The sequence below is a fragment of the Ruegeria sp. AF7 genome, assembly GCF_056541885.1.
Genome location: NZ_JBQFYX010000005.1, coordinates 1 through 23,394, shown reverse-complemented (window position 1 = coordinate 23,394; position 23,394 = coordinate 1). Strand labels below are relative to the sequence as shown.

Sequence of the window (23,394 nt, the reverse complement as noted above, 5' to 3'; positions counted from 1 at the left end):
GCCCCGATCTGAGACGCCTTTTGAACAATCTGTTATCGCCAGATCAGATGGATTCGTCGATCCAGCTTTGCAGCGCGGCTTTGGGGGCAGCGCCTGCGCGATTCGATACAACCTGACCGTCCTTGAAGATGAACAGCGCCGGGATGCCGCGCACGCCCATGGCGGCGGCAGAGTTCGGGTTGTTGTCCACGTCCACCTTTGCGATCTTGACCTTGCCGCCATATTCGGCGGCCAGCTCTTCCAGTGCCGGACCAATCTGCTTACAGGGTCCGCACCATTCGGCCCAGAAATCCACTACAACTGGAACGTCCGAGTTCTTGACTTCGGCGTCAAAGGTTTCGTCGGTGACGGCTACGGTCGACATATTATGTCTCCTGAATGATATGCGCTTGGGCTGTGAAGGTAGGGGTGGCAGTAGGTAAGGTCAAGATATCTGGGTGCAGGCCACGGCATCCGTCACAAGATCGTGTGGCAGCCACATAAGATTTGCCGTTCTTGTCCAGAGGATTGCGGTGCGTATCTTATGGTTTGGATAGATCTGCGACAGGGCCTGCGCATACGCGCCCATTTGGCGAAGCAACCCTTCGGGGCAATCTTCGACCCGGTTCGGAACGGTGGCATTTGATTTGAAATCAATCACATGGACTTCGGTGTCTGTCACGATCAGGCGGTCGATAATCCCATACATTCGCTGCCCGTTCAGGTCGGCAGTAACAGGTATTTCGGCCAATGTGTCCTGCGTGAAAATGTGTCGCAGGCTTTCGGATGCCAGTACGCCTGTGACTTCGGTCAGCAATGCGCCCTGATCCTCTTGCCTCACCTCGGGCAGCAGGCGGGCACAAAGCTCTGGCCAGTGGTTCTGCGTGACTTTGGGCAGATGCTCAAGCAGCAGGTGCACGCGGGTTCCGCGCAGTTTGGCAGCGTCTTCATCCAGACCAGCGTCACCCGGCAACGCCTTGGCACCACCCAGATCCGAAGGGCTGATAGAGGCCGCCGGTACAACTGGTTCTGGTGCGGGGTGCAGGAACATGTCGGGCAGTTCTGAATGTTTGGCCAATGCAACTGACTGCTCGACCAATGGCAACCCATCCCAGTCGCCATGGGACAGCCGACGTTTATCTGAACCAGGCAGTTGCGTTGCCCCGGCCTTTTCCATCGCCGCTTCTACCATCTGGTACCAGCTGTTGCCATCTTTACCCAAATCACCCGCCGCCGCCACGATCAGCCACTTTTCGGCCCGTGTTAGAGCCACATATAGCAGGCGAAGCCGTTCGTTTTCCTCGCGGGTGCGCGCCTCTGACCGGGCGTGAGTGATCAGGTTTGGCGATTGGTCTGCCGAAACCTTCCACAGCGGTGTCCCGTCTGCCACCATGATTTCGGCGTCGCGTGGCGGCTGACGTTTGCCGGTATCCGGCAGAATGACGATCGGAGCCTCCAGACCTTTCGAGCCGTGCACCGTCATCACCCGGATCATATTGCCGACCCCGCTCATCTGTCGTTTGATTTCCAGATCGTCGGTCTGCATCCAGACCAGAAATCCCGTCAGGCTGGGGATATCCGTCCGCTCGTAGGCCAACGCCTGCGACAGCAGGGCATTGATACCGTCTTCTGCCTCGGGTCCCAGTCGGCCCAACAGGTTTCGCCGCCCGTCATGTCGGGTCAGAATGCGTTCGATCAGGTCATAGGGGCGCAGAAAGTCGATCTGACTGCGCAGATCGTTCAGCACGGCCAGGGTTTTGGGGAAATCGTCGGCACGTCTGCGCAAAGCAGCCCACAGGAATTGCTCCTCCCGCCGATGGGCCAGATCGAAAAGCTGCTGCTCGGACCATCCGAACAGCGGGGATTTCAGAACCGTTGCCAGAGACAGGCTGTCTTCGGGCGTGGCCAGAAAGCTAAGCAGCGCAGCCAGATCCTTGACCGCAAGTTCGGCACCCACTTTCAGCCGGTCCGCCCCGGCGATGGGAAGCCCGGCAACCTTGCAGGCGCGAATGATTTCGGCAAACAAGTCGGACCGGCGTTGCACAAGGATCAGAAAATCACCCGGTTGCACTTTGCGTCGAACAAACTGGCCCTGCGTGTCCCCGTCTTCAGGGATCGTTTCGCCGCCATCGATCATTTTTTTGATCGACGCAGCCACCCGTTCGGCCAGAATAACGGTATGATGCCGTGATCCGGGTCGGTCCACCGGATCAGTCCAGTCCCCCTCCTCCGCGTCTTCGACTTTTTCGACAACGGGCCAAAGATCAACCCGACCGGGCAAATCGGATTTGAAGGCGCGGTGCTGGCTTTCCTTCTGAAATCCTGCATCGGTTCGGTTATAAAAAAGCGTGTCGACCAGAGACAAGATCGCGCTGGAGGATCGGAAGGAATATTCCAGCGTCGAACCCCACAGTTTAGAGCCTGATTCAGTGAGTTTTCGGTCAAACTCCTCCTGCATCCGGTCAAAAGCCTGCGGATCGGCACCCTGAAAGGAATAGATCGATTGTTTTTTGTCGCCGACCACAAAAATCGTGCGCTCGACCCCTGATCGGGCCCCCTCCCCACTGGTGAATTCCTGAGCCAGTTTTTCGACCACATCCCATTGATCGGGGCTGGTGTCCTGCGCTTCGTCGACAAGTATGTGGTCGATACCCCCGTCCAGACGGTACAACACCCATTCGGCCACCGCCGGGTCATTCAGAACCTGACGTGCGCGCAGAATCAGATCGTCGAAATCCAGCCACCCCCGCAACTGCTTGCGGCGTTCATATTCCGGTAGGAATGCAGCGGCAAAGCGGTGCAATACAGCGGTTTTCTGGGCTGCAACAAGCGCCAGTCGGCGTTCGCGTGCAGCTTCAACCCGCAGCATGAGAGCTTCGAGTTGAGGCATCCGGTCCGCCAGCGCACCTTCGCGAAGGGGTTTGGTGGGAAAGCCGTTGATCTTGGCGGTGAACGGTTCTTTTGCGCCTTTTCCTGTCAGCAGCACGTCTTCCAGCATGGGCAAGTGAGCCAATCGTGCTTCGGTGAAGCCTGCCAGCTTTGCCGCTGCCTTGGCATTATTGCCGCCACTTTCGAGTAACAGGGGCAAAATTGACTGGATCAGCTCAACCTCACCACCCAGAAAAACGCTTTGGAACAACGCATTATCGTCGAAATGCGAGGGCAGTTCGAAGCGTTGCAACAGATCAGGCCAATCCAGTTGCTGCGCGAATAGGTTGCGCTTTTGGGTGATCGCCGCAGTCAGCTTGTCAAAGCCTGTATCGGTGATAAACCGGGCCACGTCTTCGATCAGCTTGGTCTGCGGGCCTTCTGCGAAATCTTCAACAATTTCTTCCCTCAGCAAAGCTGCCGCACGGTCTTCCATTTCCGAAAACTGCGGGCTGACCCCGGCCTCGAGCGGGAAACGACGCAGCAACGAGGCGCAGAACGAGTGAATTGTCTGAATCTTCAAGCCGCCCGGCGTCTCAATGGCGCGGGCAAACAGGGTGCGCGCTTGTGCCAACCGGTCTGAATCGATGGCGCCGGTCACGCCCAGTTCGGCCAGGTCCTTTTGCAGCCTGGCATCTTCCAGCATTGCCCATTTGCCAAGACGGTCAAACAACCGGTTCTGCATCTCGCTGGCAGCAGCTTTGGTATAGGTCAGGCAAAGAATGTGTTGTGGCTGGACGCCACCCAACAGCAGGCGCGCCACCCGATCGGTCAGAACCCGTGTCTTTCCTGACCCCGCATTGGCGGCCAGCCAGGTCGAGGCATCGGGTCGCGCGGCTTGCACCTGCCGTTCGGTGGCTTCGTTGCGCGCGCTCATGTCAGGTCCTCGGGGCGCGTTTCGGCTGTCCGGTCCCACTCGCCGAACCGGGCCAGATGATCATAGTCACCGATATCCGTATCCTTGTGCAGCATTCGGCGGGATGAATATCCCTGATCAGGCTCTAAATAGGCTGAAATCAGCTCTTTTAGTTCGGCCAGAACCTTGTCGGCGGGTTCTTTCAGCAGCGGCGCGGGCACCTCTTTATAGGTACCGCCCATCCCGATGAAGATCGCCTCTGCCACCGCCATCGGGTCAAGCCCTTCGATACCGCCCTGCTCGGCCATTGCGGCCTCGATCAGCAATTGCTTGTCGAATTTGGACTGCTGGCTTTCTGTCGGAGGCGCGCCAGTTTTATAGTCGATGATCCGCAAGGCCCCCCGGCTGTTGTGATCGAGCCGGTCAGCGCGCCCCGTGAGGGTGAAATCCAGCGGGTTCAGCACCAGCTTCATCGCTGCTTCAAAGGCCACTGGCCCACCGTCACCCCGGCGCGAAAGTTCGGCGCTGATAAAGTCGTCTGCGATCCGTTCCAGTCGCGCCAGCCACAGGTGCCGCGCCGTGGGCCAGGCGACATGCTGCTCCAGCAATGCGTGCGCGCGCTTCAGGAAATTCTCACGCGTCAGCAAGGCGTTGTCGAGCACGCTATCCTTGACGAAATGCTCGAGGATTTCGTGGATCACGATCCCCCGCAACAACGCGTCGGGAGCCTGGACAAGCGGGTCGAGAGGTTTCAAACGCAGCACATGCTTGGCATAGATGGCATAAGGATCGCGGATTAGCCGCTTGATTTCCGTTACTGACAGGTGACGTGGACGCGCGGCAACTGGCGGGCGCGGGGATGGGCGCGGCGCGGGGTCAATGCGCGGCGCGTCTTCCAGAGCCTCGGACCAATTCAGCCAGTTTTGGCCACGGGCGCGCATTCCGGCCAGCGCTTGGGGGCCACCCTGCTCAGGCAGGCCTTGCAACAGGTTCGTCAGCCGGTTCACCCAACGGGATGGCACCGTTTCCGCATCGTCCGAGCGGGTTGCGCGGGTTAGCCAGACCTCGGGCGCGCCGATGGCCTGTTGAAAATCATGCGCCGACAGGCCAATCCGCCGTTCGGGCAACAACAACCCCGCTTTGTCACGCATCTGCCGGTTCAGCCAGGGGTCAGGAGCCGGGGCTTCTGGCCAACTGCCTTCGTTCAATCCGCCAAGGATCAACAGGTCTGCACCCTGTACCCGCGCTTCGAGTGTGCCCCAGATCATAATATGCGGATGTGGCGCGTCGCGGTCGCGGACCTCTTCCCCTGCTAGCAATGCGCCCAGAAGATCGGCAAAATCATGGGCCATCATAGGCCCGCCATGTTGCGCCTCATCCCTGAGGGAATTCAGCACTGCCAGTGCCTTTTGACCCGCGTTCTTGTCCCACAACGTGCCGGTTTCACCTGCACTGCCAGCCGAGATCGCCTCGGCCAGTGTTGTGACCTGATCTACCCAGTCGGAAAGCGCCAACTCGCCACCGATCTGTTGATCGCAGAAGTGGTGAACAACCCATTGAACCCAGGCCTCGGGGGCTTCTTTGCGTACTGCAAATGCGGTGAGGCTGGTGCCATCCGGAAATGGCGGGCCATTGCGGCGCAGGTCCAGTTCCAGATCACGCGTGTGCAGCAAATGGTTACCGCGTTCACTGCCGTCATGGCACAAAGGGTGTTTTAGCAAGGTAAGCAGCGCCTCGCCCTCCAGACGGCGCGTGAACAGACCAGCCACATGTCGCAGAAACCGGCCCGGAGGAGAGAGTTGCAGCGGCAAACCGGCGCTGTCATCCGCCAGAATGTTCCACCGATCCAGCGCGGCGCTGACCTGACGGGTCAACATGCGATCGGGCGTGATCAGGGCGGCGGTCTGACCGGTTTCAGCAGCCTTTCGCAGGCGCAGGGCAATGGCCAAAGCCTCGTCCCGCGGTGATTGCGCCTCGACCAGTGTCAGGTCTTTGGTTGCGCCGAGTAGATCAGCCAGTTTCGGGCCTTCGCTCATCCAGGCATTGGTGATCGGGGCCGGGCGCAAAGCCAGGGAAACCAGACGGTTACGGGCAGGCGAGGGGGCGTTCAGGTCTGTCCAGGGGGTGATCTGGCCGGGTGACAGGCCCAGCCCGTGCATCAGCTTGCGAAACCGGTATTGCGGATGATCTTCCGAAGTCAACGCATCATCCAACCCTTCCCAAACGCGATCCGGCTGGTCGAAATCGTATCCGGGCAGTACCAGCGCCCCTTGCGGCAAGCGCGCGACGGCGTCCATCAGCATCAGCGTGGTGCCGCGCGAACCGGTCGACCCGGCCAGTATAACCGGATGCAGGGGGGGATCGGTTTGCCAGCGGGCGATCAGGTTTTCGACCACGCGGCGTTGGCGGGCCTGCGCGTCCATCACCTGCGAGCCCGTGTCAATGAAATGATCTGCGATACCAATAAAGGTCTGAGCCCGCGCCCAATGGCCGGACATGTCGCTGACATCCAGCCCCCGGATTGTGTCCGGCGACACACCTTCACCCTGCATTTCGTCAATCAGCGCCGCCAGACTGTCGGACAGGTCAAAAACCGACGACCGCGCGGCCAGATCCGGTTGTTGTTCCAACAATTTGGCGACCAGCTGTGTCAACTCCAGACGCCGCCGAAGGGGCGGAATGGCAGGTGGAATATGCGCCAGATCAGCACTGTCCCCCAGATCGGTAACCAGAGAGATGCGGGGCAGCAGGCAAGGCGGCCCCTGATTGAACAGGTCACGTACGCGCCGTTCCATACGCCGCGTGTTCAACACCAGTTCCACCCGCGCCATAGCTTCGGGCGGGCCTGAACAACGCCGCCTCAGGCCGTCGACCAACGCCTTGGGGAAATCCGTACCGGGCGGGACGGCGAAGACGCGGGGCAGGGGTCCGGGGTCAAACATCTGCCAGCAAATCCTCGGCCAGAGCGATCCCATCGGGGTGACCCACATCACACCAGCGACCGGGATACTCGATGCCGAACAAACGCCCCTGATCCTGCATCTGGTTCCAAAGCAGGTTCAACGAAAACGCTGGCTGCGAGAAGGCGTGCAACCCTTGTGTCTTGAGAATCTGTGCACCCCCGTAAACCAATCCGGGTCCACGCGTGATCCGCCCCAACCGATCAGCGGTAAAATCACCCGGCCCGTTGTGACCAATGGCCTGCGCAGTCGGAACACACATCAAAAGCGCATCCATGCGGGACGGGTCCCATGCGTTTTGCAGCAGTTTCAATGGATTTGGGCCGGACCAGATTGCATCGGTATTCAGGGTGAACACAGGGTCGGTGCCCAGCAATGGCAGGGCTGCGCGCAACCCGCCGCCGGTTTCCAGGATATCCGGCTCCTCCCGCGATATCAGAATGCCTTTAGGCCCGAGATGCGCGTCGAGCTGATCGGCGTGGTAATGCACGTTTGCCACTGTGCGAACAGGGCCAAGGTTGTCGACAAGGTCCAGCGCATGGTCGATCAGGGGGCACCCGGACACTTCGATCAGCGGTTTGGGTCGGTCCTTGGTCAACGCGCCCATACGGGTGCCAAACCCGGCGGCAAACAACATTACGGCAAAGGGCGATCCGGTCATTGCGGCCACAGCCTGGCCAAATTCTGAGGTGTTGGTCGGGGCAGAGCGTCGTGCAACAGCGAGGCCACCGAAACAAGGGCAGGGTGTTCCAGATCCCGCATGAGGTGCGACCAGACCGCCGGGATCATGTCCAGATATTGCGGCTTGCCGTAATCGGTTGCCAGCCGCGAAAAACCGCCCAGGATGCGAAGATTTCGCTGCGCACCCAATACGCTGTACGCGGTCCGAAACTCGTGATCGTCCATACCTGATCCTGCAATATAGCGGTTGATCATCTGCATTTCTGTCCCGACCGAAACATCGCGGCGAATGTCCTGAAGCAAGGACACCAGATCATAGGCGGGGTGCCCCAGCATGGCCAATTGGAAATCCAGCAATCCGACGCGCCTTATGCCGTCGCGCTCGGGCAGCCAAAGAAGGTTTTCTGCGTGATAGTCCCTTTGAATGACAACTTTGTCCCCAGAGGTTTCACGGTGCAAAATATCAGCAAACCGAAGTTCGAACCGGTCCAGAACGTCCTGATCAACATTGCCCTGAATGCCCGCGGCATATTTCGTAAGCGCCAGCGCCGCCAGGTCCGTCATCAGGGCCGGGTCGTAGGACGGTAGCGACAATACTGGGGCCTGATGCAAGTGAAGCAACACGTCTGTTGCGGCCTCGTACAAAAGGCGTTCTTTGGACGGGTCTTTTTTCAGGACGCGTGCAAACAGATCATCACCCAGATCTTCCAGCAGCAGAAATCCATATTCAGCGTCTTCTGCGTAAATCTCGGGCGCACTCAGGCCAATTGAACGCAGATACTCGGCAACACGCACAAACGATTCGACGCTTTCGCCCTTGTCAGGTGGTGCATCCATCAGGACAGCCGTTCGCCCACTGAACGGATCGGTCACGCGTTCGTACCTGCGGTTCGATGCGTCGCCGGCCAGTGGTGCACGCGTTGCACCGGCCCAAGGAGTTTGCGCAATAAGGGCCTCTGCCAGGATTGTCCTGTTTGTCATCCTGCACTCTCCAGCTTTTCTACCCATTTCGGATCGGTCCATGACAAGGACACGTGGCGGGTTTCTTCTGTGTCAGGGTCTGTTTCGAAGGCCAGCTTTAACGAAGCGGCAGGGGCTAGTGCGCCCAGCTTTTCCGGCCATTCCACAAGGCAGATTGCTGTGTCAAAGGCGTCGACCAAACCCAGTTCATCCACTTCCTCTAACGCGTTCAGCCGATAAAGATCGCAGTGCCAGATCTCACCGGCAGGGGTGTCATAGGTCTGAACCAAAGTGAATGTGGGTGACGGCACATCTTCCGGTTCAGGCATGAGTGATTGAATGAGGCTGCGTGCGAAATGCGTCTTGCCGCTGCCGATTGCACCACTAAGCAACAGGACATCCCCGGCATCAAGCGAAGACCCGACACGGGTCGCAAAATCTGCGGTTTCATCGGGCGATCTGAAGGTCAGGGTTTGGGGGGGCGTCGTCATGGCGCCACAATGACGTTCTGCCCAATCGGCTGCAACCCCGGTTCAGGCGCTGATCTGTTCCAACGGGGTGGTTTTTGTCAGAAGATCCACGGGTGCAAACCGCACGATCGTCGCACCGTTATGAACCGGTGAAACCGTGCAGTCCAAAGTAATTCCCGACCGCATCCGGATTTCAGCCGTCCATTCCGCCCGGTTATCCCGCATTTCGACGAAATCCCGGATCTCTCCGAGGATCGGCGTAGCAACACAATGGTCCTGCCACCGCCGTGTGACATCGGTGACCGTGTCTGTCTGAAAGCCGATTTCCTGTGCGTCGCCCCAAAGCTTTTCGTAGGCGTAGTTGGTAAGGGCCAGGGTGCCATCATCGGCAAATACAGCGATTGCATCGGCCAGCTTGTCCAGTATGGATTGCATCAGATCCATCTCGGACCGGAAGCGGCGCGTCAACGTGATTTCGGCCGTAATATCTTCGAACAGAAACGCAACAGCCCCGTCGGGATGCGGCCTGCCGCTTACAGAATAAACCGAGCCAGAGGGAAGCGACCATGTTTCGTGGTAATTGCCGCCCTCGGCCGCTTCGAGCAGGTCGTTCATCTGACGCCGCCATGTACGGTAGTTCTTGGGCTCTGGCATCATATGCTGATCCCTTAGTCGGTCGAAGAAACTGCTGATATTCGGGCGGCAGCTGAGGAAATCCGGCGGCAACGTGGTCAGATCGATCAGGGCCGGGTTGAACAGCGCCAGTTGCCGGTTGCGGTCAAAAATGGCCAGGCCAATCGAAAGTTGAGCAAAGGTCTTGGTCATGGTCTGCACGAACTTGCGTTGCGCAGTTTCCGCTTCGACAATGGCGTTGATGTCTGTGGCGTAACATAACCGCCCGCCGTCCTGCCCGATCTGCGTCAGGTCGAACCACAACTTGCTGTTGGTTCCTGTCACATCCACCGCCACCCTTGATTTTCCGAGCGACGGCGCATCAGAGGAGTCCGGAAAAAGCGGGGCAGTCAGATCGGCATCCTGACCACGGGCCCGGCGAACAAGCGTGACATAAGCTGCATTGCACCATTGCACTTGGCTGTTGTGATCCAGCAACCATACCGGATAGGGGGCCTGTTCCATGGCCAGACGGCTCGGTTCACTCAGCGCGCTTGACCCGGTCGGAGCGATTCTGGCCGGTTCGTGCAGACGCACGCGGACAATACCGTCGATCCATTCACACACCACTTCGCGTTCGACTGTGCAATCAATGGCCGAGATTACCATTACATTTTGATCGCGAACCTTTTCGGGTGTTTCGGGGAAGGTGGGGAAATCCCTTTGCAGCAGGCAACGCAAGCCCTGCCAGCTTCCAACATGTTCGAACCCGGCAAGCGCGATATCGGAATGGCTGATCAGGCGATCACCATCAAACAGGAATACCGCATCGAACAGGGATGTTGTCGAAAACAAGCCAAAGACATCGTCGCGTCGCGTCTGGCGTGGCAATAACCATTGCACGGCAAAGCATCCCGATACCAGGCTGATCGCGGCCAAAATGATCCAGTCGGCCATTAATATCCCCAAGGTAGAACCAAACCCCGGCTGACTATGGGCAGGATTAGTTAACGGCTCCTTAACTCATACCTGAATGCGCTTGTTGGAACCGGATGGAACCGGCGTGTCACCCTTTTGCGCGTCAATTAGATTGCGCGGCCACGAGACCTTGACGATCGCACCTGTCCGGTCTTTTTGATCGGTCAGGTGCTGATACGGGTCCGTGCCATTTGCGAATTTCAGTTCGGCCCCGCTGCGTTCCAGCAACGTTTTTGCGATGAACAGTCCCAGTCCCATGCCTTCGTATTCCGGGCGGGTTCGCAGGTCGGCTTCGGCCCGTCTGCGGCGCATGAAGGGGTCACCGATGCGTCCAATCATGTGCGACGGGTAGCCTCGCCCGTCATCCATGATGCTGACGGTGATCCTGCTGTCTGTCCATTCGGCTTCGACCCAGACATTCGCGCGGGCAAAGTCCACGGCATTCTGGATCAGGTTGCGAAGCCCGTGAATAATCTCGGGCTTTCGCAGGATCGAGGGTTGCAGCACGTCTCCGTCCTGCACCGGGCCTTCCGAAAAATGAACGACCTTGCCCCGGTCAACATGTGGCTCGGCGGCTTCGTTCACCACCGTCGAAAGCGGAGCCTGCCGCAAATGCAGGTCATCTTTTCCGGCACGACCCATATCGCGTAGAATGTCGCGGCACCGATCGGCTTGTTCGCGGATCAAGGCGGCATCTTCCTTGAGGTCGGGACGGTCATCCAGCTCTTCGATCAGTTCCGCACTCGTCAGTTTGATCGTGGCCAAAGGGGTGCCCAGCTCGTGCGCGGCGGCGGCGACCACGCCGCCAAGATCGGTCAGCTTTTGCTCGCGCGCCAGTGCCATATGGGTGGCAGCCAGCGCTTCGGACATGGACTGAACCTCGGAACTGACGCGGTGAGAATAAGCACCGATAAAGACGATGGCGATAATGATAGCAGCCCAGTTGCCAAACAGCAGGATTTCCGGAATGTCCAGAACCACCCCGACGTTGGTTCGCAGCGGCAGGTGGAATTCCGCCAGCAAAGTGGTCAGAACAATCGCAACAGCCCCGACAATCAAGGTCGACCGTGTGCTCATCACATTGGCGGAAATCGTGACCGGCCCCAAAAGCAGAAGCGCAAAGGGGTTGTTCAGACCGCCCGTCAGATACAACAAGATCGACAGTTGCAGCAGATCGAACAGAACCATCAGGAAGTTTTCGAACTCGGACATCCGCTTGTTCTGTGGAAACAACAGAATGGCAGTCAGGTTACCCATGACCGAGATCCCGATGGCCAGATAGCACAGGCCCAGTTCCAGCTGCACGTGATAGTATTGCTGGGCCACGGTGATGGCGGTGATCTGACCAAAAATGGCAACCCATCGCAACAGGATCAGGGTGCGCAGGCGGATCCAGCTGCTGCGTTCCTGGCCGCGCCAAAAAGTCTGATTGGAATCTGCCATCGGTCGCTTATGTCCTGTTGCAAAGGCTGGTCATCTTGATAGGTGTCCCGGCCGGAACGATCAACAACCCCTTGCGACCGGAAAACCGAAATGACCCGCCTATACGCAATTCTTGCAACTCTCGTTCTGGCTATTGGCCTAGGTGCGATGTGGCTTTTGACGCGTGGGGGCGGATCCGGCGACCAGTTTGCACAGTGCCGATCCGGGCAGATCGCCGGGGGGACCGCTGCTATCGGCGGGCCGTTTGAACTGGTGAATGGCAAAGGTGAGACGGTGACCGACAAAGACGTGATCACCGAACCCACACTTGTCTATTTCGGATACACATTCTGCCCCGATGTCTGCCCGTTTGACATGTCCCGCAATGTTGAGGCCGTGGATATCCTGAACCAGCGCGGACAGTCGGCCACTGCGCTGTTCATCTCGATCGATCCCGAACGGGACACGCCCGAGGTTGTGGATGATTATGCCTTTAACTTAGGCGGCAAAACGATTGCCTTGACCGGTTCACCCGAACAGGTCAGGGCGGCGAGCAAGGCTTACAAGACCTATTACAAGGCACAGGATAAAAGCGACGAATTCTACCTTGTTGACCATTCCACCTTCACATATCTGGTGACGCCCGAACATGGTTTCCTTGAATTCTTCAAGCGCGATGACACGGCCGAACAGATGGCGGACAGGGTCGGGTGCTTTCTGGACCAGGCAGCGCATTAACAAGGTTGTTTGACCTTTGTTTCTGCGCTGCTATTACTCATGTTTAAGCCAAAGGCATGAAATAGCGGAAAGACCTAACATATGGCAGACAGTTCTCAGCTTGATATCGGCCCTGACAAATCCTTGCTTTTGGTGGATGATGACGAGCCGTTCCTGAGACGTTTGGCCAAGGCCATGGAAAAGCGTGGGTTCGAGGTTGAAACCGCAGGATCCGTCGCCGCAGGCCGCGCCATTTCCACCGCCCGCCCGCCGGCCTATGCGGTGGTTGATCTGCGACTGGAGGATGGCAATGGTCTGGATGTGGTTGAGGTTCTGCGCGAAAAGCGCCCCGACAGCCGGGTCGTGGTTCTGACCGGGTACGGGGCGATTGCGACCGCAGTCGCCGCCGTAAAAATCGGCGCAACCGATTATCTGTCGAAACCCGCCGACGCCACCGACATCACCAATGCGCTGCTGGCCAAGGGTGACGAACTGCCGCCGCCGCCGGAAAACCCCATGAGCGCGGACCGCGTGCGTTGGGAGCACATCCAGCGGGTTTATGAGCTGTGCGACCGGAATGTCAGTGAGACCGCACGGCGGCTGAACATGCACCGCCGGACCTTGCAGCGGATACTAGCGAAACGCAGCCCGCGTTGAGACTATAACCTAATCACCGCAAAAAACCCCACTCAGCGTCACTGAAGGGAACACTTTATTTCAGCGCAAAGCTGCTGTGTCAGGTGACGATAACCGATTGGATTGGGGTGTAGGCCGTCCGATGTCCACTTGTCGATGTTATCACTATACCCGGGAGGGGAGTTGAGAAACGTGCAGTTTCCCATCTCCAAGCAAGCTTGTTGTGCTGCAATGTTGTAGGTGGTTCGAAACGTTTCGTTTTCGATAGTCCAAGTTTCGCTTGCGACAGGCAGAACGGCACGCCAGATCAATCTGTCTACGGAGGTGAACACATCCGCTAACTGCTTAACATATTTCGGAACCTCCTCCAGAGGTGTGTCGTTCAGGGCGTCATTAACCCCAACACCCAAGTACCAGACCGGAACATGAGTGATGAGCTCCGGGTGTACCCTTGCTATTAAGCCTTGGGTTGTGTCCCGACTGATTCCCAGATTCAATGCGTTTGAAACGATGTTGCTGGTTAGCCATCCCTCGATGATGGAATCACCAATAAATGCGATTTGAATATTCGGTGACGCTAGAACTTGGGAAATCGGTCGTTTGTGCAGCCACACCATTGTCTGATAGTGTTTAGTTTCTGTGACGGGAGTATGCGCTCCGGTAAGCTTGCGTACTGTCTTCGCCAGATACCCAGTTCTGATCAACACGGCTGCTAGCGCCAGGATCAGCACCAAATTTGTTGCAAGCAAGATCCGGTTCCCAATCGGTCGTTTCGCGCTCATTTCACCATTACCTTTAGCTGTTCAGGTTGCACGTCGCTAAAGTAGCGCGAGAAGCACTGTGTGCCGATCTGTGTAGGCTTTCCTTACTTCGACCGGTGGTCTCAGCGTAATCTCCAATCCCTCCATCACCGCTTTATCCGGGCGACCAAAGAATTTCGTTGCCTCAGCGTCAGAAAACCCTGCGATTTGGGTGGCCTCCATCCAGGCGCTGATCTTGTCGGCTTTCTTGATCTGCCGTTTCACCGCTTTTGGCACCTCAGCGGGCAGACCGAACCGGATGTGGATCGCCGCCGCCAGCCGGTCGTCCAAGGCGCCGTAACCGGGGCCCACAGCGGATTTGACCGGCGAAATCATGTCGCCGATCACGTATTCCGGCGCGTCATGTAACAGGGCTGCCAACCGCCACTTGACGGGTGTCTTGGGGGCAATTCTGCCAAAGAGCTCCTCAACCAACAGGGAGTGCTCGGCGACTGAATAGGCGAAATCGCCGCGTGTCTGCCCGTTCCAACGTGCCACAAAAGCAAGCCCATGCGCGATATCTTCGATCTCGATATCCACCGGGGTCGGATCCAGCAGGTCCAGCCGACGCCCCGATAACATGCGCTGCCATGCTCTGGGTTGTGTTGCCATTTTGCTATGCCTCGTCTGACCGGACGCGATTGCGCCATATTTTTGTGCTATGATGTACCTGTCTGGATCACTTGCTGCCAACAGTTTCTTGAGCATATGTGCTTTGAAACGGCGCGCCATGATCCCGACATCAAAACCGAGGGGGGCACATGCTTCTCCCGGTGTGCTCCTCTCGACCGTGAAACGCGAAACGATAGGAGTTTGTCATGTTCAAGCGTTTGTTTGCCATTGCCCTGACCTTTGGAATGGCCGCGACTGCCCCACCAGCTTTTGCCCGGAGTTGTGCAGAACGCGACGATATTGTCGCCAAATTGCAGGAAAACTACGCCGAAGAATTGGCCTTTGGCGGTTTGCAAAAGACACGCAGCGCACAGTCGGTGATGGAGGTCTGGGCCTCGAAGGAAACGGGCAGTTATACCGTTTTGGTAACCAATGCGAACGGAATCAGCTGTATTGTTGCCGTTGGCACAGATTTTTTTGAAGCGATACCAAAGATAAAAATCGAAGGCACGCCAAGCTGAAAGCGGCCACCAGGCTTCCGGTAACAGTCTTCAAAGTTGCCACCTGCCCCAAGGAATGCTAGGGGCAGCCGGGACTATGACTTACCGAAAATGGAGCGCCTGATGGCCGTGGACTATATCGTTAAAGACATTTCGCTGGCCGGGTTCGGCCGCAAGGAATTGGACATTGCCGAAACCGAGATGCCGGGGCTGATGTCCCTGCGTGCGGAATATGGGGACAGCAAGCCTCTGACAGGTGCGCGTATCGTTGGGTCGCTGCACATGACCATCCAGACCGGCGTTCTGATTGAAACACTGGTTGCGCTGGGTGCGGACGTGCGCTGGGCGTCGTGCAACATCTTCTCGACGCAGGACCATGCCGCTGCCGCGATTGCCGAGGCGGGCATTCCTGTCTTCGCGATCAAGGGTCAAACACTGGAAGAGCATTGGGATTACCTGGATAAATCCTTCCTGTTCGAAGACGGTCCGAACATGATCCTTGACGATGGTGGTGACGCGACCCTGTACATCCTGCTGGGCGCACGTGCCGAAGCGGGCGAAGACATCATCCCAGTTCCGGGTTCGGAAGAGGAAGAGGTGATCAAGAAGCAGATCGCCAAGCGCATGGCGGCCAGCCCCGGTTGGTTCACCAAGATGCGCGACCAGATTCAGGGCGTGTCCGAGGAAACCACCACCGGCGTGAACCGTCTGTATCAGCTGGTGAAAGACGGCCACCTGCCGTTCCCGGCGATCAACGTGAATGACTCGGTCACAAAATCGAAATTCGACAATAAATACGGATGCAAGGAATCGCTGGTTGACGGTATTCGCCGCGCCACCGACACCATGATGGCCGGTAAGGTTGCCGTGGTTTGCGGCTATGGCGACGTGGGCAAGGGCTCGGCCGCCAGCCTGCGCGGCGCGGGTGCGCGCGTGAAGGTGACCGAAGTTGACCCGATTTGCGCGCTGCAGGCTGCGATGGATGGGTTCGAAGTGACCTTGCTGGAAGACGAAGTTGCCAGCGCGGATATCTTCATCACCACCACCGGCAACAAGGACGTGATCCGCATCGAGCATATGCGCGAGATGAAGGACATGGCCATCGTTGGCAATATCGGTCACTTCGACAACGAGATTCAGGTGGCTAGCCTGAAGAACCACAAGTGGACCAACATCAAGGAGCAGGTGGACATGATCGAGATGCCTTCGGGCAACCGTCTGATCCTGCTGTCTGAAGGCCGTCTGCTGAATCTTGGCAATGCCACAGGTCACCCGTCTTTCGTGATGTCGGCTTCGTTCACCAACCAGGTTCTGGCACAGATCGAGCTGTTCACCAAAGGTGACCAGTACGAGAACAAGGTCTACATCCTGCCCAAGCATCTGGACGAAAAAGTGGCCCGCCTGCATCTGGATCGCATCGGTGTGAAGCTGACCCAGATGGATGCGGATCAGGCCGCTTATATTGGCGTCAAGCCAGAAGGTCCGTACAAGCCGGAACACTACCGCTACTGATTGTCGTCTGACGATGACGCAGAACAACGGACGCCGCCGGTTTCTTTACTCGGCGGCGTTCTTCGTTTTCAGAGTTTTGGTTGTGATGATCGTGCTGGGCTGCGGCGGCTGGGTGCTGTTGGCGCATCCAAAGACACCGGTGCCATCACACTGGAACCCTTTGCGCGACCTGAAGGTCAGCGCACCGGTGACGCCGGTCACCCGATATCAACTGAACCGCACCGTGGCGGATGAAACCCAGTGTCGGGCTACGTTGGCCGAAGCGGGTGTTCATTTCGAGGCGATGGAGGATCTGGTCGTTGATCAGAATTGTGGCATTGCCGCACGCGGCCTTCTGACCCGACTGGCCACTTCGCATATCGAAGCCGTTGAAACCAGTTGCGCCACAACATTGCGGCTGGCGATGTGGGAACACCATGTCGTGCTGCCGGCCGCGCACGAACTGCTTGGAACCGGTATTGCCCGATTGCGCCATGTTGGAAGTTACAACTGCAGGCGCATGCGCACCCTGCAGGGTGAAAACAATGGATGGAGCAGCCATGCCCGTGCAGACTCGATCGATATCATCGGTGTGGTGACGAGCGATGGCCGCGTGCTGACCCCGTTAAATGACTGGCAAGGCACCGGACCCGAACCCGCATTTCTGCGGCAAATCTGGCGGGGCGCGTGCGACTGGTTTCGTGTGGTTCTGGGCCCGGACTTCAATCGCTTGCACGCGGATCATTTCCACCTGCAAGGTTCTGGCTGGGGGTACTGCAGATAGGTCTTGCATCCTGTGAATTCCAGTCCCGGTTAAGGGGGAGGAAACGCAGTTTTTTATCCTTTTTGGCAGACCTGTGAAACGTCTAATCTCGGCTATCGGTGATTGGTGCCGGATTAACGGATTAAGGAGATTAGGACATGGGCAAGCGCGACGAGCTGATCGCCAAATACGCTGAAGATCTGAAAAACAAGTGTGGGATGAACCCCGATATGGACCTGCTGACCAAGGTCACAATCGGTTGCGGCCCGGCGATTTATGACGCAGATGCGGCAACTGTTGCAGCCAGCCAGGAGTCCGAATTGGAAACCGTCAAGAACAACTTCCTGATCAAGAAACTGGGCCTGTCCGATGGTCCCGAGCTGATGGCAGCGATCAACAAAGCCATGGAAACCTATGGCATGTCCGAGCGCAACAAATACCGCGCCGTGGTCTATTACATGCTGACCAAGCATTTCGGAAAAGAAGCCGTTTACGGCTGATCTAACCGCGCATTCCTGAAACGCCTGTCGTCTACCCGGCAGGCGTTTTGTATTTGAATTGTTTTTTAAGGACTTGGCGTTTGAAACGCCGGGCGCGGTTAGGCTAAAGTCAAACCGTGACCAGGACGGTCAGAACCAGACATTTCCATACGCGTGTGGTGAGTAGGGAGCACGCGGGGGTAGGGAAGGCTCTGTATCGTCAGAACCTTCCCTCATTTATCATCTGAACTCTCTCAAAATACGCGCGATGAGGCTTTCTGCGTTGTCAGGTTGAACCGTAGAATTGTCGTCCACATTTCCGCCGCTGCCTTCCAGATAAACCTCGATCCGCCCGGGCCGCGTCTTGCTGCCCGAGTTTGTGAAATCCCGTGCGACACCCCCAAGTGCATCGGCGGCCATGGCAGCGTTTTCGGCGTCATCGGGATGGTAAAACCGGACCTGGGTTTCTCGGACCCGGTATCCCACCCGAGCTGTTGCCACCACCGTTGCCTGACTTCGGGCAAGCAGTTCCAACGCCCGGTTGCTGGTCTCTTGCGAAACTCTCGACGGTACAAAAAGCGAGACCTCAAGATCAATGCCCGGAGTCGCAGGCAGCGGTTTCACCTCGGTGTAGGGCCGATTAGCGGGTGTATCGATCCCTGGCGGAATAGGATCATGGGCTATCAGCGACACTTGCGATAATCCGCCCTTGTTCAGCGGATTGGGATTGCGAAGTCGCGAATCATACCAGGCCGGAATCGCGGCATGAATGTCTGACGCAGTTGTGACGGCCAACGTGGGCTCCAATTGGGCCGGAATGAAAATCCTGGGCGGTGTTAAGGAAATCTCCGGCTTCTCCGTTGCCGCTTCAGGATTCGGGCCGGTTGTAAACTCGCTTTCCGGCATGACAGCGCTTTCCGTCTCCTCGGAAGGGGTTACATCGGAGTGATCCAAAATTACCGGATCGACGGACTCGCTATTAGGCTCGTCCAGGGGTTCGCTGACGTCGGCGGGGATTGAGAGAGGCTCAGGCTCAGGGGCCCCTGAAACCAACAGACCCTCTGGCGTAGGAGTGTCTATTGCGTCCGGCAGGCTGGTGGTTGCAGCCTCAGGCTGTTCTTCGGGGACCAGAAAGGTTTCAGAAAGCGCATTCAGAACGGCCAGGTCTTCTGCATCTGCGGGCGGCCACTCATCTAAAAGATTTGCAATGACCCATTGCAAGGCGGCCCCACACAAAAGGGCAACCAGTACTAACGCGACCCAAGTTTTCCGTTTTTTTCTGACGCGCGGTTTGTCCAGATTTAGCGAGCGGACCCGCTCGGAAACGATCTGCTCTGTATCTGTATCATCCGGCGGGGGTGGTTCGTCTGTCTGGACAGATGTCGAAACAGGTTCTTCCGACGTCTCTTCTTGCGCCTTCGCAAGCACTGACGCGCGTTTTTCCCGCGCTTCTTTCAGGCGCGCTTCCCAGGTTTTCGTGCTTTTCGCAGCAACGGTGTTATCGAGCGTCCCGTTGCCGTTTTCGTTGTCAGACACGGGGTTCAAACTTTCAAAACATATCGAATTTATCCGAACAACACCAAGCGGTTACGACCAGAGCAATCATAACCTTCAGGTCCCCACCCGGCGTAACCCTTGGAAACATAACACCTTGCCGGACGTTTGAGAAGTTTTGCACTTGATACGGGTCGGCAGGTTAATCCGGCTGCGTTTCACCCAAGGCGCAGATCGCCTTCCATTGATCGTCAGTTACCGGCTGCACCGACAAACGAGAGTTTTTCACCAGCACCATGTCGGCAAGCCGTTCGTCGGCCTTGATCTGGTCCAGTGTCACGGGCTTGGAAAAGGACCGGACGGCCTTGATATCCACGCATTCCCAGCGCTCGTCATCGGTGGAACTGTCGGGATGTGCCTCGGCGCATACCTCGACAATACCCACAACCGATTTGTCCTTTTGAGAGTGGTAGAAGAATCCCCAATCCCCAATGGCCATCTGACGCATGAAATTGCGCGCCTGATAGTTGCGCACACCGTCCCATTCCTCGCCCGTGTCCCCCTTGGCCATTTGCTGGTCCCAGCTCCAGGTCGAAGGTTCGGACTTGAAAAGCCAATATGCCATCAGCCGATCACCTTTTTCCAGGGAATCAGCTCAACCGACTGGAACAATCCCGCCTTCGCATAGGGGTCATTATCTGCCCAGTTTTGCGCGGCAGCCAGATCTTCGACGTCGAGCACAACCAGCGAACCGATCATAGCGTCGCCATCCAGCAGCGGCCCTGCCTGCGATACAACACCCGTTTCTTCGATATAGGCTAGATGGGCCGCGCGATTGTCCAATCGGGTTTGCAGCGCCCCGGCTTTGTCACGGGCGATGAGTGCGATCAGCATGTTATTCCTCCTTGAGTGGGCGATTGAGCAGGTTTTGGATGGCCTCGGTCACACTGTAGGCACCATGGCTCAGATCCGCCACAGTTGTACTGATGGGCATGTCCAGCCCCTCTTTGACGGCAATCTCTGACATAGCTCGCGCGGTGGCAACGCCTTCGACGGTTGTATGTTGGTCAAATGGTTGGTTCAGACCCAAACTATGGCCAAAACGGTAGTTTCGGGACAGCTCTGAGGAACAGGTCAACACCAGATCCCCAAGCCCGGACAAGCCCATCAGGGTGTCAGGACGCGCGCCACGCAGGGTGGCAAAGCGCTGCATTTCCGCAAAACCGCGAGTCATCAACGCGGCCCGGGCGCTGTCCCCCAACCCCGCGCCGATTGCTGCGCCGCAACCGATGGCCATGATGTTCTTCAGCGCCCCGCCAAGTTCAGCACCTATGGTGTCAGTGGTCCGATAGAGGCGCAGATTCGCAGTGGCCAGCTCGGTCTGCAAAGCTTTGCCAAGATTCGTATCACCGCAAGCCAGTGTCAACGCAGTGGGCAAACCGCGCGCTATGTCATCTGCAAAGCTGGGTCCTGTCAGCAAAGCGATCGGGGCGTCGGGGACAACATCCCTGATGACCGCAACGGGCCCGAGGCCAGAATCCAACTCTATCCCCTTACAGCAAGCGACCAATGTCTTGCCGCGCAGCACCGGGGAGTGATCCTGCAAGGCGCTGCGCAATTGCTGCATAGGAACGGCTAAAAGCAGAATGTCAGCCTTCGACGCCTCAGCGATATTTGCGGTTACGGCGATGTTCGTGGGTAAGGAAACCCCAGGCAGCCGGGTGGAGTTTTCGCGCGTCTCGTGCATCTGCCGCGCCTGATCGGCGTTTCTGGACCACAGAGTTACCGGCCCGTTGCCTGACAGCGAGATCGCCAAAGCGGTACCAAACGCACCGGATCCCAGGACAGATACGTTCATGCCTTGGCCCCTTTCTTACCGCTGCCCAGCATGGCCGGGCTGCGTTGATCCAGCGGCCAGCGGGGGCGGGCAGTCAGGTCCAGACCGTCGCGCGCGCCGGTGCGAAAGCGCTCAAGACCCGCATAGGCAATCATCGCGGCATTGTCCGTGCACAAAGCCAGCGGAGGTGCCGTAAACCGGGCGCCTTGCTGGGCGCAAACAGACTCTAACGCTGTCCGAATAGCCGAATTCGCTGCTACCCCCCCTGCGACCGCGACAACGGGATCAACAGGGTTGTGATCAAGGTACAGATCAATCGCGCGGCGGGTTTTCTCGGCCAATGTGTCCACTATGGCCTGCTGGAATCCTGTGCACAGATCAGCACGGTCCTGACGGGTCAGCCCACCCTTGTCGGCTACGATCTGGTCGCGCATCCGCATCAACGCTGTTTTCAGCCCCGAAAAAGACAAGTCACAGCCGGGCCGGTCGAGCAGTGGCCTGGGAAAGCGGAACCGCTGGGGATTACCATCACAGGACTCAGCCTCGACAGACGGGCCGCCGGGTTGCGGCAGGCCCAGCAGGCGAGCGGTCTTGTCAAAGGCTTCCCCTGGCGCATCGTCGATGGTGCCGCCCAGGCGGGTAAACTGCTCGGGGCTATGGGCGATTAGGTATTGGCAATGGCCGCCCGACACCAGAAGCATGAGGTAAGGGAAGGCGACGCCGTCCGTCAGGCGGGGTGTCAGGGCGTGACCCGCAAGATGATTGACGCCAATCAGCGGCAGGCCCGTGGCGGCGCTCAGCCCTTTGGCACACATGACACCGGACATGACCCCTCCGATCAGACCGGGCCCGGCGGTGACGGCAATGGCGTCCATGTCGCGCAGCGACAGACCGGTGGCCTCCAGCGCCTGCACGACGCAGACATCCAGCTTTTCGGCATGCGCACGGGCTGCAATCTCGGGCACGACACCGCCAAAGGCGCTGTGCAGATCGGTTTGACCGTGCACCACAGAAGACAGGATTTCGGCTTTGGCACCTTCGGTCTGGCGCACGACGGCTGCGGCTGTGTCGTCACAGCTGCTTTCCAAACCCAATACGGTAAGTGTTTGCACCATCACCCTGATCCGTTGCATCATGTATATACGGCGGGGTATCACCCTGCGCGGATGCAAACAATCCTGAAGGGTCAAGGCGCCACACGTTGTTTTTGTTGATGACCCGCCCTCGCTCCGCCTCGGAAAGGTTTGTCGAGCAGCTGCCAACCCGCGTCAGATCCCGGATTCAGGTCCTCTATTCGCCGATCATGGAAATCCGGCCTCTGCCAGTTGCGGTGGATACCAAAGGTGTAAAGGGATTGATCTTTACATCGGCCAATGCGGTGAATGCGGCGGTCTCGAAAGGTGTTGACCGCACTCTGCCGGCCTATTGCGTGGGACCCGCAACAACCGGTACCGCGAAAGGGTACGGGTGGCAGGCCAAGATGGTTGGAACCACGGCAGAAGAATTGGTCGGGCATCTGCTCAAGCATCGGCCCAAAAGCCCCCTTTTGCACCTGCGAGGTGAGCATACACGGGGCAATGTCGCTGGCCGCCTGACCGAATCTGGTCTGACCGTTCGGGAACAGCCGGTCTATCAGCAGCGATTGTTGCCGCTAACACCCGAGGCAACCGAGGCCGCCAGAGGAGATCTGCCTATTATTGCTCCGCTTTTCTCGCCGCGTACGGCGCGACATTTTGCCGATATCTGGGCCGGATCAGCCCCCCTTTGGCTGGTTGCGATCAGCCAGGCTACGGCTGATCCCCTTTATTCCTTGGGCTATGAGCACCTGAAGATCGCAAAACATCCGACACCCAAGAAAATGCGTAAAGCTGTTAAAAAGCTTGTGAAACATGTGTTGCGGGTTGAGGGTGGCGAGGTCCCCGATTAACTTAACCTGGGCTGTTATTCATCTGAATTTGGATTCGATAAGGGGAATATTGCGGTGGCTGGTAAGAAGAAATCCGATCAAAAGCCGGTGGAACCCCTCGTAGCGGATGATGCAGTTGAAACTGATCTGCGGCAGGAAGATACGCCTGTTGACCCGGCTGAACCCGTAGAAGAAGACCTGTCCGAAGCCGAAGCCGAAGCCGAAGCCGAAGCCGAAGCCGAAGCCGAAGCCGAAGCCGAAGCCGAAGCCGAAGCCGAAGCCGAAGCCGAAGCCGAAGCCGAAGCCGAAGCCG

General features: G+C 57.9%; 23 protein-coding genes. 8 read left to right on the top strand and 15 right to left on the bottom strand.

Features of this window, described 5'->3' with window-relative positions; translation table 11 throughout:
• Positions 1–43: 43 nt before the first annotated feature.
• The 8 genes from trxA to regB form a co-directional block, all read right to left on the bottom strand.
• Positions 44–364, bottom strand: coding sequence for a thioredoxin (gene trxA, locus ACR0AP_RS11385; RefSeq protein ID WP_209505247.1), 321 nt, complete (start codon positions 362–364; stop codon positions 44–46).
• Positions 365–424: 60 nt separating this feature from the next.
• Entirely contained in the window at positions 425–3,784 is a 3,360-nt protein-coding gene (gene addA / locus ACR0AP_RS11380) for a double-strand break repair helicase AddA (protein ID WP_480506840.1), read from the bottom strand.
• A complete protein-coding gene (gene addB, locus ACR0AP_RS11375; RefSeq protein WP_480506839.1) occupies positions 3,781–6,705 on the bottom strand; it encodes a double-strand break repair protein AddB in 2,925 nt (974 codons plus the stop codon). The genes addA and addB overlap by 4 nt, the downstream gene beginning before the upstream one ends.
• Positions 6,698–7,384 (bottom strand): nucleotidyltransferase family protein, encoded by a 687-nt coding sequence (locus tag ACR0AP_RS11370; protein WP_480482593.1) that lies wholly within the window; start codon positions 7,382–7,384, stop codon positions 6,698–6,700. Before ACR0AP_RS11370 ends, addB begins: the two co-directional genes overlap by 8 nt.
• Positions 7,381–8,385, bottom strand: coding sequence for an aminoglycoside phosphotransferase family protein (locus ACR0AP_RS11365; RefSeq protein WP_480506838.1), 1,005 nt, complete (start codon positions 8,383–8,385; stop codon positions 7,381–7,383). The genes ACR0AP_RS11370 and ACR0AP_RS11365 overlap by 4 nt, the downstream gene beginning before the upstream one ends.
• Positions 8,382–8,855 carry a tRNA (adenosine(37)-N6)-threonylcarbamoyltransferase complex ATPase subunit type 1 TsaE gene (gene tsaE / locus ACR0AP_RS11360; RefSeq protein WP_480506837.1) on the bottom strand — a complete coding sequence of 158 codons (474 nt, stop codon included), beginning with the start codon at positions 8,853–8,855 and terminating at the stop codon, positions 8,382–8,384. The genes ACR0AP_RS11365 and tsaE overlap by 4 nt, the downstream gene beginning before the upstream one ends.
• 42 nt (positions 8,856–8,897) lie before the next feature.
• Positions 8,898–10,403, bottom strand: a complete 1,506-nt coding sequence (locus ACR0AP_RS11355) for a PAS-domain containing protein (RefSeq protein ID WP_480506836.1) — start codon at positions 10,401–10,403, stop codon at positions 8,898–8,900.
• A 66-nt stretch (positions 10,404–10,469) separates the two neighbouring features.
• Positions 10,470–11,867: a sensor histidine kinase RegB gene (gene regB / locus ACR0AP_RS11350; protein ID WP_480506835.1), complete on the bottom strand. Its 1,398-nt coding sequence runs from the start codon at positions 11,865–11,867 to the stop codon at positions 10,470–10,472.
• Between the two features lie 90 nt (positions 11,868–11,957).
• On the opposite strand from regB, the gene ACR0AP_RS11345 reads away from it, so the two are divergent.
• Positions 11,958–12,584, top strand: coding sequence for an SCO family protein (locus ACR0AP_RS11345; protein ID WP_267366429.1), 627 nt, complete (start codon positions 11,958–11,960; stop codon positions 12,582–12,584).
• A gap of 81 nt (positions 12,585–12,665) precedes the next feature.
• Entirely contained in the window at positions 12,666–13,220 is a 555-nt protein-coding gene (locus tag ACR0AP_RS11340; protein ID WP_050604676.1) for an ActR/PrrA/RegA family redox response regulator transcription factor, read from the top strand.
• A 38-nt stretch (positions 13,221–13,258) separates the two neighbouring features.
• Here ACR0AP_RS11340 and ACR0AP_RS11335 read toward each other — a convergent pair whose 3' ends face one another.
• Positions 13,259–13,981 (bottom strand): SGNH/GDSL hydrolase family protein, encoded by a 723-nt coding sequence (locus tag ACR0AP_RS11335; protein ID WP_480506834.1) that lies wholly within the window; start codon positions 13,979–13,981, stop codon positions 13,259–13,261.
• A gap of 36 nt (positions 13,982–14,017) precedes the next feature.
• Positions 14,018–14,611: an HD domain-containing protein gene (locus ACR0AP_RS11330; RefSeq protein ID WP_480506833.1), complete on the bottom strand. Its 594-nt coding sequence runs from the start codon at positions 14,609–14,611 to the stop codon at positions 14,018–14,020.
• Positions 14,612–14,817: 206 nt separating this feature from the next.
• Here ACR0AP_RS11330 and ACR0AP_RS11325 point away from each other — a divergent pair, with 206 nt between their 5' ends.
• The 4 genes from ACR0AP_RS11325 (at position 14,818) to ACR0AP_RS11310 (ending at position 17,865) form a co-directional block, all read left to right on the top strand.
• Positions 14,818–15,132: a hypothetical protein gene (locus ACR0AP_RS11325; RefSeq protein WP_480506832.1), complete on the top strand. Its 315-nt coding sequence runs from the start codon at positions 14,818–14,820 to the stop codon at positions 15,130–15,132.
• A gap of 102 nt (positions 15,133–15,234) precedes the next feature.
• Positions 15,235–16,623: an adenosylhomocysteinase gene (ahcY, locus tag ACR0AP_RS11320; protein WP_480506831.1), complete on the top strand. Its 1,389-nt coding sequence runs from the start codon at positions 15,235–15,237 to the stop codon at positions 16,621–16,623.
• 13 nt (positions 16,624–16,636) lie between these two features.
• Positions 16,637–17,386 (top strand): extensin-like domain-containing protein, encoded by a 750-nt coding sequence (locus ACR0AP_RS11315; RefSeq protein WP_480506830.1) that lies wholly within the window; start codon positions 16,637–16,639, stop codon positions 17,384–17,386.
• Positions 17,387–17,523: 137 nt separating this feature from the next.
• Complete coding sequence (locus ACR0AP_RS11310) at positions 17,524–17,865, top strand: DUF2853 family protein (RefSeq protein ID WP_267366309.1); 342 nt, start codon at positions 17,524–17,526, stop codon at positions 17,863–17,865.
• Positions 17,866–18,084: 219 nt separating this feature from the next.
• On the opposite strand, the gene ACR0AP_RS11305 is transcribed toward ACR0AP_RS11310, so the two are convergent.
• From ACR0AP_RS11305 to tsaD, 5 genes are all read right to left on the bottom strand, one after another.
• The gene (locus ACR0AP_RS11305) at positions 18,085–19,380 is read right to left on the bottom strand and encodes a hypothetical protein (RefSeq protein WP_480506829.1); all 1,296 of its coding nucleotides are present in this window, start codon (positions 19,378–19,380) and stop codon (positions 18,085–18,087) included.
• Between the two features lie 160 nt (positions 19,381–19,540).
• Positions 19,541–19,963 carry an EVE domain-containing protein gene (locus ACR0AP_RS11300; protein WP_480506828.1) on the bottom strand — a complete coding sequence of 141 codons (423 nt, stop codon included), beginning with the start codon at positions 19,961–19,963 and terminating at the stop codon, positions 19,541–19,543.
• Positions 19,963–20,232 (bottom strand): YciI family protein, encoded by a 270-nt coding sequence (locus ACR0AP_RS11295; RefSeq protein ID WP_480482615.1) that lies wholly within the window; start codon positions 20,230–20,232, stop codon positions 19,963–19,965. Before ACR0AP_RS11295 ends, ACR0AP_RS11300 begins: the two co-directional genes overlap by 1 nt.
• 1 nt (position 20,233) lies before the next feature.
• Complete coding sequence (locus ACR0AP_RS11290) at positions 20,234–21,196, bottom strand: NAD(P)H-dependent glycerol-3-phosphate dehydrogenase (RefSeq protein WP_480506827.1); 963 nt, start codon at positions 21,194–21,196, stop codon at positions 20,234–20,236.
• Positions 21,193–22,290, bottom strand: coding sequence for a tRNA (adenosine(37)-N6)-threonylcarbamoyltransferase complex transferase subunit TsaD (tsaD, locus tag ACR0AP_RS11285; RefSeq protein ID WP_480506826.1), 1,098 nt, complete (start codon positions 22,288–22,290; stop codon positions 21,193–21,195). Before tsaD ends, ACR0AP_RS11290 begins: the two co-directional genes overlap by 4 nt.
• Positions 22,291–22,388: 98 nt before the next feature.
• Between tsaD and ACR0AP_RS11280 the strand changes: the two genes are divergently transcribed.
• Positions 22,389–23,102 carry a uroporphyrinogen-III synthase gene (locus ACR0AP_RS11280; protein WP_480506825.1) on the top strand — a complete coding sequence of 238 codons (714 nt, stop codon included), beginning with the start codon at positions 22,389–22,391 and terminating at the stop codon, positions 23,100–23,102.
• Positions 23,103–23,156: 54 nt separating this feature from the next.
• Positions 23,157–23,394: hypothetical protein (locus ACR0AP_RS11275; protein WP_480506824.1), on the top strand; the 238-nt coding region annotated here is incomplete at its 3' end.